We start from the raw sequence: 6,559 nt of genomic DNA on the forward strand, positions 1-6,559 counted from the left end.
GATGGCCATGTCCATGATCTTGTGGATCTTCGTCGCGTGCGCCTCGCCCAACGCACCACCGAAGATCCGGAAATCGTGCGCGTACACGAAGACCGTACGGCCCTCGACCGTGCCCCACCCGGTGATGACACCATCGCCGTACGGTTTCCTCGCCTCCAGGCCGAAGCCGGTGGCCCGGTGTCTGCGAAGTGGCTCCACCTCGCTGAAACTGCCCTTGTCGAGCAGCAGGGCGATCCGCTCGTGCGCGGTCAACTTGCCCTTCGCGTACTGGCGTTCGGTGGCCTTGGGGTCCGGGCCGTTGCGTGCCTCCTCCTTGTGGGCCTCCAGTTCATCGAGCCGTGCGGTGAGGGCCTCGGGTATCGCGGGCGGCATGGTGGGTCTCCTGTCCGGTGTCGGCGTGCGGGGCGGTACGGATGACGGCGGTACGGCGGGCGGTGTACGGGTGGCGGCGGTACGAACGTGCCTGCCGCCCGCGGCCTCAGACGGTGGCGGTCTCGGGCCGGTCGACGGGCGGCGCCCCGGTGATCGCCAGCCGCGGGGCCAGCAGTTCGGCGAGTTCGGTGAGGGTGCCGTCCAACAGCGTCTGGGCGGCCACCTCCGCGCCCAGGTCCCGGCGGATCCCCCGGGCCAGGTGCAGGGCGTTGAGCAGGTCCAGCCCCTGGGTGCGCAGGGGCTGGTGCGGGCTGGTGCGGTGGCCCGGCGGGACCTGGAGCAGCTGGTCCAGGTGCAGGCGCAGGCAGTGGGCGAGGGTGGCGGTGAGGACGTCCGGGCTCATGGCGCGCAGTTCGGACAGGTCCGGGAGGTGCCCGATCGAGCCGTGCGCGGAGTCGTCGGTCATGTCGGTGCCTTTCGTCGGGTGCGCGCCGGGGTACGCCGTGTGTCAGGGGCGGCCGGCGGACCGGGTTGGGGGAAGGGGAGCGGGTCCGCAGGACTGCGACCCGGTGTCCGTGGCGGTCCGGGAGCCGCGCCGGGTCCGGCTCGCGGGCAGCGCCGCCAAGGCGGCGAGCAGCGACACGGATCCGCCGACCCACAGGCCCGAGCGCGCCCCGTAGCGACTGGTCAGCCAGCCGACGAGGAGGGCTCCCAGCGGGGTGAGGCCTTGCAGGATCAGCGTGTAGAGGGCCATCACCCGCCCCCGGTAGCGGGGGTCGCTGCCGAGCTGGATCCGGTGGTTGGCCGCCTGCGCGAAGTAGATCGTGGCGAAACCGGTCAGGGCGAGCAGGACGGCCGCCGAGACGTAGTCGGGGGCCCATCCGGCGGCCGTCTCGCTCACGCCGAACGCCAGGGCCGAGCCGGTGACGGTCCGGGCCGCCGGGCGCCCGCTGCGTGCGGTGGTGGCGAACGCGGCGAGCAGCGAGCCGGCCGCGAAGGCGGTGGTGAGCAGGCCGAACGCGGTCGCGTCGGCGTGGAAGACGGTCTTGGCGAGCAGCGGCAGGGTGAGCTGGAAGTTGAAGCCGAACAGGCCGACGACCGCCAGCAGGGCCAACGGGACCAGCAGGTCGGGCCGGGCGCGGACGTACCGCAGCCCGTCCGTCACGCCCGATCCGCGGCCCGAGGGTTCGGGGCGCAGCAGTTCCGCGGGCCGCATCAGCCGCAGGGCCGCCACGGTGGCGAGGTAGCTGACCGCGTTGAGGAGCATCACCGGCCCGGTGCCGACGGCCGAGATGAGCAGGCCGGCCAGGGCCGGGCCGACCACCCGCGCGGTGTTGAAGTAGGCGGCGCTCAGCGCCGAGGCGTTGGGCAGCAGGTCGGGACCGACCAGCTCGGCGACGAACGCCATCCGGGCGGGCACCTCGAAGGAGTTGACGGTGCCGAGCCCGATCGCGAACAGGTACAGGTGCCACGGCCGCACGTCGCCCGCAAGGACCAGCACGGCCAGGGCGAGGGCCAGGGCGCCGGAAGCCAGGTTGGCGAGGGTGAGCAGCAGTCTCTTGTCGTGGCGGTCGGCGAGCCGGCCGCCGTACAGGGTGAGCAGCAGCATCGGTGTGAACTGCAGCGCGGTCAGGGTGCCCAGGGCGGTGGCGGAGTCCCCGGTCAGGTCCAGGACCAGCCAGTCCTGGGACACGACCATCATCCAGGTCCCCGCCACGGACACCACCTGCCCGGCCGCGAACAGCCGGAAGTTGCGTACGGCGAGCGAGCGGAAGGGCTTGGAACGTGTCTTGTCCATGGGGGGTGGTACGCCTCGCCTCTCGTGGTCTGCCTGTGCCGTGGGCCGTGTCCTGTGCGCCGTGTCCTGCCATGTCCTGTGCCGTGTCCCGTGTGCGTGTCTCAGGCCCGGGCCAGGCACTCCTCCAGGAAGGCCAGGGCGCGCAGGTGGTAGGAGCGGGCGACCCAGCCGAGGCTGAGGTTGTGTCCCGCGTCGGGCTGCCGGTCGATGGTGACGAACGGGGCCGCGGTGAACAGTTCGGCGATCTCGTTGAGGTCCTCCTCGTCGTTACGCCACCACAGTTCGTGCTCGGCGAAGGTGAGGCGGACCGGTACGGGCACCCGGGCGGCGGCAGCGGTGAAGCTCTCGGGCCAACGTGCCGCCTCCGCGCGCTCGCGCAGCGGCATGGGGGCGACGAGCGCGGCGGCGTCCCGGAAGGTGTTCGGCGGGTAGAAGCGCAGGGCGCCCCAGTTCCGCTTCCAGTGGCCGTGCCGGTGCGGGTCGCGGAGGTCTCCGGGGTCGACCGCGTAGTCGCGGCCGCAGCCGGAGACGTCCAGGCCCAGCAGGGCGGGCCCGGCGGTTCCGGGACCGGCCTGTTCGGCGGCGTAGGTGAGGGCGAGCTTGCCGCCGAAGGAGTGCGCGACGAGGAACACCCCGGCGCCGGACGGGTACCGGTCGGCGAGGTGGGTGATCGCGGTACTCAGCGCTGCGGACTGTTCGGACAGGTTCTGGCCGCGCGGCAGGTGCGCGGCGGACAGGCCGTAGCCGGGCCGGTCCACGGCGACGACGGTGTAGCCGAGCCGGGCTCCGAGGGTGAGGAGGGAGACGTCCGGGTGGGCCTGGCCGTCGAAGTAGCCGGCGCTCATGCCGCCGCCGTGCACCGCGACGATGGTCGCGCGGGGCGGGCCGACGGGCTGGGCGATCAGCGCGGACAGGGTGAAGGCGCCTGCCTCCAGGGTGATCGGCCGGACACCCGGCGACATGCCGGGCGCGGTCTCGTCCGCCCCGACGGGCAGCAGGACGGGGGCGTTCACTGGGCCCCCCGGGCGTGGGCGGGCCGGTGGGTTCTTCGACTCATGGTCTCTTCCTGGGACGGTGGGCGGGACGGCCCCGGGGGCCGGGCACGGCCGAGGTGCCCGGCCGCTGCGGCCCCCGGGGTCCGGGCGCGGTCAGGCGGGGGTGCCGAACCACTGCCGGAGGGCCGGGGCCAGTTCGGCGGGGTCGGTGCCCGCCCAGGCGACGTAGCCGTCGGGGCGGACCAGGACGGCCGTGGCACCGGCGAAGACGGCCGGGTCCCGGGGGACGCCGGTGGTCGTGGTGACCCGGTCCTTCCAACCGGCCGCGGCCTCGCGCAGTTCGGGGTCGTCGGCCAGGTCGAGGAGGACGCCGCGGGCGGGGTGCAGCAGTTCGGCGGTGCCCACGGGGCCGTCGGCCGTGATCAGGTCGCGCGGCGGGAGCCGGCGGCCGAGCAGCGGGTGGCGGTCCCCGGGCGCGGCGGCGTCCTCGCCGGCGGCGGGGGTCGCGTCGACGTCGTAGCGGACGTCGAGGTGGCTGACCATCCCGGCGAGGTGGCGCTTGACCGGGTCCAGCGCGATCAGTTCGGTGAACAGGTCCCGCAGCGGCTCCGATTCGACGCCGCCGAGGAACACGGTTCCCTGGGCGAGGGTGTTGGTCAGCAGCCGCGCCCCGACGGCGTGGCGCTCGTCGTGGTAGGTGTCGAGCAGCGATGCGGGGGCCCAGCCGGCGAGGGTCGCGGCGAGCTTCCAGCCGAGGTTCACGGCATCCTGGACGCCGGTGCTCAGGCCCTGTCCGCCGGCGGGCAGGTGGATGTGGGCCGCGTCACCGACCAGCAGCACGCGCCCGCGCCGGTACTCGCTCGCCTGCCGGGTGGCGTCGGTGAAGGAGCTGACCCAGTCGGCGCCGCCGCCGGAGATGTCCTCGCCGGTCAGCCGCTGCCAGGCCGCGGCGACCTCCGCGAAGTCGGGGGTCTGGCTGCGGTCGGCGGGCGGGGCGCCGTGCTCGCACACGATGATGCGGTCCACGCCCTCGGCGAGCGGCGCGGCCATCACCATGCCGGCGGGGACGCGCTCGCCGAGGAAGCGGGGCGGGATCGAGCAGCCGACCACGTCGGCGAGGTACATGCCCCGGGTGGCGTCGGTGCCGGGGAAGGCGAACCCGGCGAGCTTGCGGACCAGGCTGTGTCCGCCGTCGGCGCCGACCAGCCAGCGGGCGCGCAGCCGCTGTTCGCCGTCGGGGCCGGCGACGGTGGCGGTGACCCCGTCCGCGTCCTGCTCCAGGTCGAGGAACTCCCACCCGCGCCGGATGTCGGTCCCCAGCTCGCGGGCCCAGTCCTCCAGGACCGTCTCGGTGCGCGACTGGGGGATGCCGCGGGCCCCGAAGTGGGCGTCCTCCAGCGCGGTGAAGTCGAACCGCACCCCGCCGAAGTGGCCCAGCGGGCTGGTCTCCAGCCCGCCGAAGCGGGGTACGAGGCCCCGCTGGTCGAAGGACTCCAGGGCGCGGGCGGTGAAGCCCAGGCCGCGGGACTGGCCGGTGGGTCGCTCCAGGCGTTCGGTGACGATGACGTCCGCGCCGCCCAGGCGCAGCTCGCCGGCGAGCATCAGGCCCGCCGGGCCGGCGCCGACGATGATGACGTCCGCGTCGATGGTGTCGACGTCCTTGGCCATGAGTGTGCCTTCCTGGTTGCCGGCGCCGGCCGCCGCCTCAGCGGGCGGCGGCGGTCGCGGCGTGTCGGTGGGTGGGGTGCGCGCCGTCCGTGCCGGTGGGCGCGGTGGCCGGTGCGCCGAACCAGCGGCGCAGCGCGGTGTGCGGGCCCCGCGGGTCTGCGCCGGGGTCGCCGGCCCAGACGACGTGTCCGTCGGGCCGTACGAGGAGGGCCTCGCCGGGGGTCAGCGGACTGCCGGTCGCCGGGCGGGCGGTGACGTGGTCGACCCGGTCCGCCCAGGGGGCGAAGGTGGTCGGGTCGGCGCCCGTCCCGAGGTCGAGCAGCAGGCCGCGGCCGGTGCGCAGCAGTGCGGCGGTGGTGTCGCCGGCCGGTCCGTCCAGCGCGGAGGGGGGCAGTCGGCGGCCGAGGAGCGGGTGGTCCGCGTCCGGCTGCCCGGTGTCGGCGTCGTCCGTGACGGGGTAGCGGATGCCGAGGCCGCTGACGGCGCCCGCCAGTTCGGTGCGTACCGCGTCGAGCGCGATGAGTTCGGTGAGCAGGGTGCGGGACGGTTCGACCTCGGGTCCGCCGAGCAGCAGCAGGGTCTGGGCCCGGATGTTGGCCAGGACCGCGGCGCCGACGGCGTGGCGTTCGGCGTGGTAGCTGTCCAGGAGCCCGTCGGGGGCGTCGCCGCGCACTTCGGCGGCGAGTTTCCAGCCGAGGTTGAAGGCGTCCTGCACGCCGAGGTTGAGGGCTTGTCCTCCGCTGGGCATCTGCTGGTGCGCGGCGTCGCCGGCGAACAGGATCCGGCCGTGCCGGTACCGGGCGAGCTGCCGGTTGGCGTCGCCGAAGGCGTTGACCCACAGGGGGCTGCCGTGGGCGATGTCCTCGCCGGTCACCCGCTGCCAGGCGTCGACGACCTCGTCGAACGCGGGGGCGCCGGAGCGCGGGACGGCTCGTTTGCCGAACTCGTGCACCATCACGCGGGTGACGCCGTCGCGGGTGGCGGAGATGGCCAGTCCGTCGGGCAGCCGCAGGAAGCGCCGGTCGGGCGTCTCGACTCCGGCGACGTCGGCCCGCAGCAGTTCGCGTTCGGCGTCGCGGCCGGGGAAGTCGGCGCCGATGAGCCGCCGTACGGTGCTGTCCTCGCCGTCGCAGCCGACCAGGTACCGGGCGTTGATGCGGACCGGGCCGTCCGGGCCGATGCCGTCGGCCGTCACCCCGTCCGGTCCGACGGTCAGGGCGACCAGTTGGTGGCGGCGGAGCAGGCCCGCGCCCAGCTCGACGGCCCGGTCCTGGAGGAGTTCCTCCGTACGCCGCTGGGGCACCTTCCACTGGCCGGGGTGGGAACCGGGCAGGGTGAGGTCCAGTCCGATGCCGCCGAAGTGCCCGCGCGGCTCGCACGGCGGGGTGCCCAACTCGGCCGACAGGCCCCGGCTGTCGAAGATCTCCATGGTGCGGGCGTGCAGGGTGGTCGCCCGGGATTCGGTGGTCGGGCCGGGGCGCTGGTCGAGGACGAGCACCCCGACCCCGCCGAGTCCGAGCTCGCAGGCGAGCATCAGTCCGGCGGGGCCGGCTCCGACCACCAGGACGTCGGTGTCCAGGGGTCCCCGCGCGATGTCCGGGTGGTCCGATGCCATGTCAGTTCTTGTTCTCGGCGTGGGTCTTGGCGTGGTTGAGGGTGGCGAGGCTGTTGGTGGAGAGGGCGGTGTGGACGTAGGCGCGGGCGTCGGCGACGGTGGCGTCGGGTC

At 74.6% G+C, this 6,559-nt stretch carries 6 protein-coding genes and 1 pseudogene; all 7 read right to left on the minus strand.

Translation table 11 applies throughout. From position 1 onward, the window contains the following. Positions 1–372 (minus strand): carboxyl transferase domain-containing protein (locus ADK55_RS08400; RefSeq protein WP_324611173.1); only part of this gene is annotated, 372 nt, incomplete at its 3' end. Positions 373–478: 106 nt separating this feature from the next. Then, on the minus strand, positions 479–838 hold the full coding sequence (locus ADK55_RS08405) for a phosphopantetheine-binding protein (protein WP_053676854.1): 360 nt from the start codon (positions 836–838) through the stop codon (positions 479–481). A gap of 42 nt (positions 839–880) precedes the next feature. Further along, complete coding sequence (locus tag ADK55_RS08410) at positions 881–2,170, minus strand: MFS transporter (protein WP_053676855.1); 1,290 nt, start codon at positions 2,168–2,170, stop codon at positions 881–883. Between the two features lie 101 nt (positions 2,171–2,271). Further along, positions 2,272–3,132 carry an alpha/beta fold hydrolase gene (locus ADK55_RS08415; protein ID WP_053676857.1) on the minus strand — a complete coding sequence of 287 codons (861 nt, stop codon included), beginning with the start codon at positions 3,130–3,132 and terminating at the stop codon, positions 2,272–2,274. A gap of 186 nt (positions 3,133–3,318) precedes the next feature. Further along, positions 3,319–4,833: an FAD-dependent monooxygenase gene (locus ADK55_RS37510; protein WP_053676856.1), complete on the minus strand. Its 1,515-nt coding sequence runs from the start codon at positions 4,831–4,833 to the stop codon at positions 3,319–3,321. 37 nt (positions 4,834–4,870) lie between these two features. Beyond that, positions 4,871–6,448, minus strand: a complete 1,578-nt coding sequence (locus tag ADK55_RS37515; RefSeq protein WP_063839481.1) for an FAD-dependent monooxygenase — start codon at positions 6,446–6,448, stop codon at positions 4,871–4,873. 1 nt (position 6,449) lies between these two features. Further along, a pseudogene (locus ADK55_RS37520) lies at positions 6,450–6,559 on the minus strand (cyclase); the annotation flags it as partial.

This window comes from Streptomyces sp. WM4235, from assembly GCF_001279725.1.
In the GTDB taxonomy this organism is placed as follows: domain Bacteria; phylum Actinomycetota; class Actinomycetes; order Streptomycetales; family Streptomycetaceae; genus Streptomyces.

Bases quoted from the DNA above. Each gene is read 5' to 3' on its own strand.
- ADK55_RS08405 (WP_053676854.1), bottom strand. From the start codon at position 838: ATGACCGACGACTCCGCGCACGGCTCGATCGGGCACCTCCCGGACCTG.
- ADK55_RS08410 (WP_053676855.1), bottom strand. From the start codon at position 2,170: ATGGACAAGACACGTTCCAAGCCCTTCCGCTCGCTCGCCGTACGCAAC.
- ADK55_RS08415 (WP_053676857.1), bottom strand. From the start codon at position 3,132: ATGTCGCCGGGTGTCCGGCCGATCACCCTGGAGGCAGGCGCCTTCACC.
- ADK55_RS37510 (WP_053676856.1), bottom strand. From the start codon at position 4,833: ATGGCCAAGGACGTCGACACCATCGACGCGGACGTCATCATCGTCGGC.
- ADK55_RS37515 (WP_063839481.1), bottom strand. From the start codon at position 6,448: ATGGCATCGGACCACCCGGACATCGCGCGGGGACCCCTGGACACCGAC.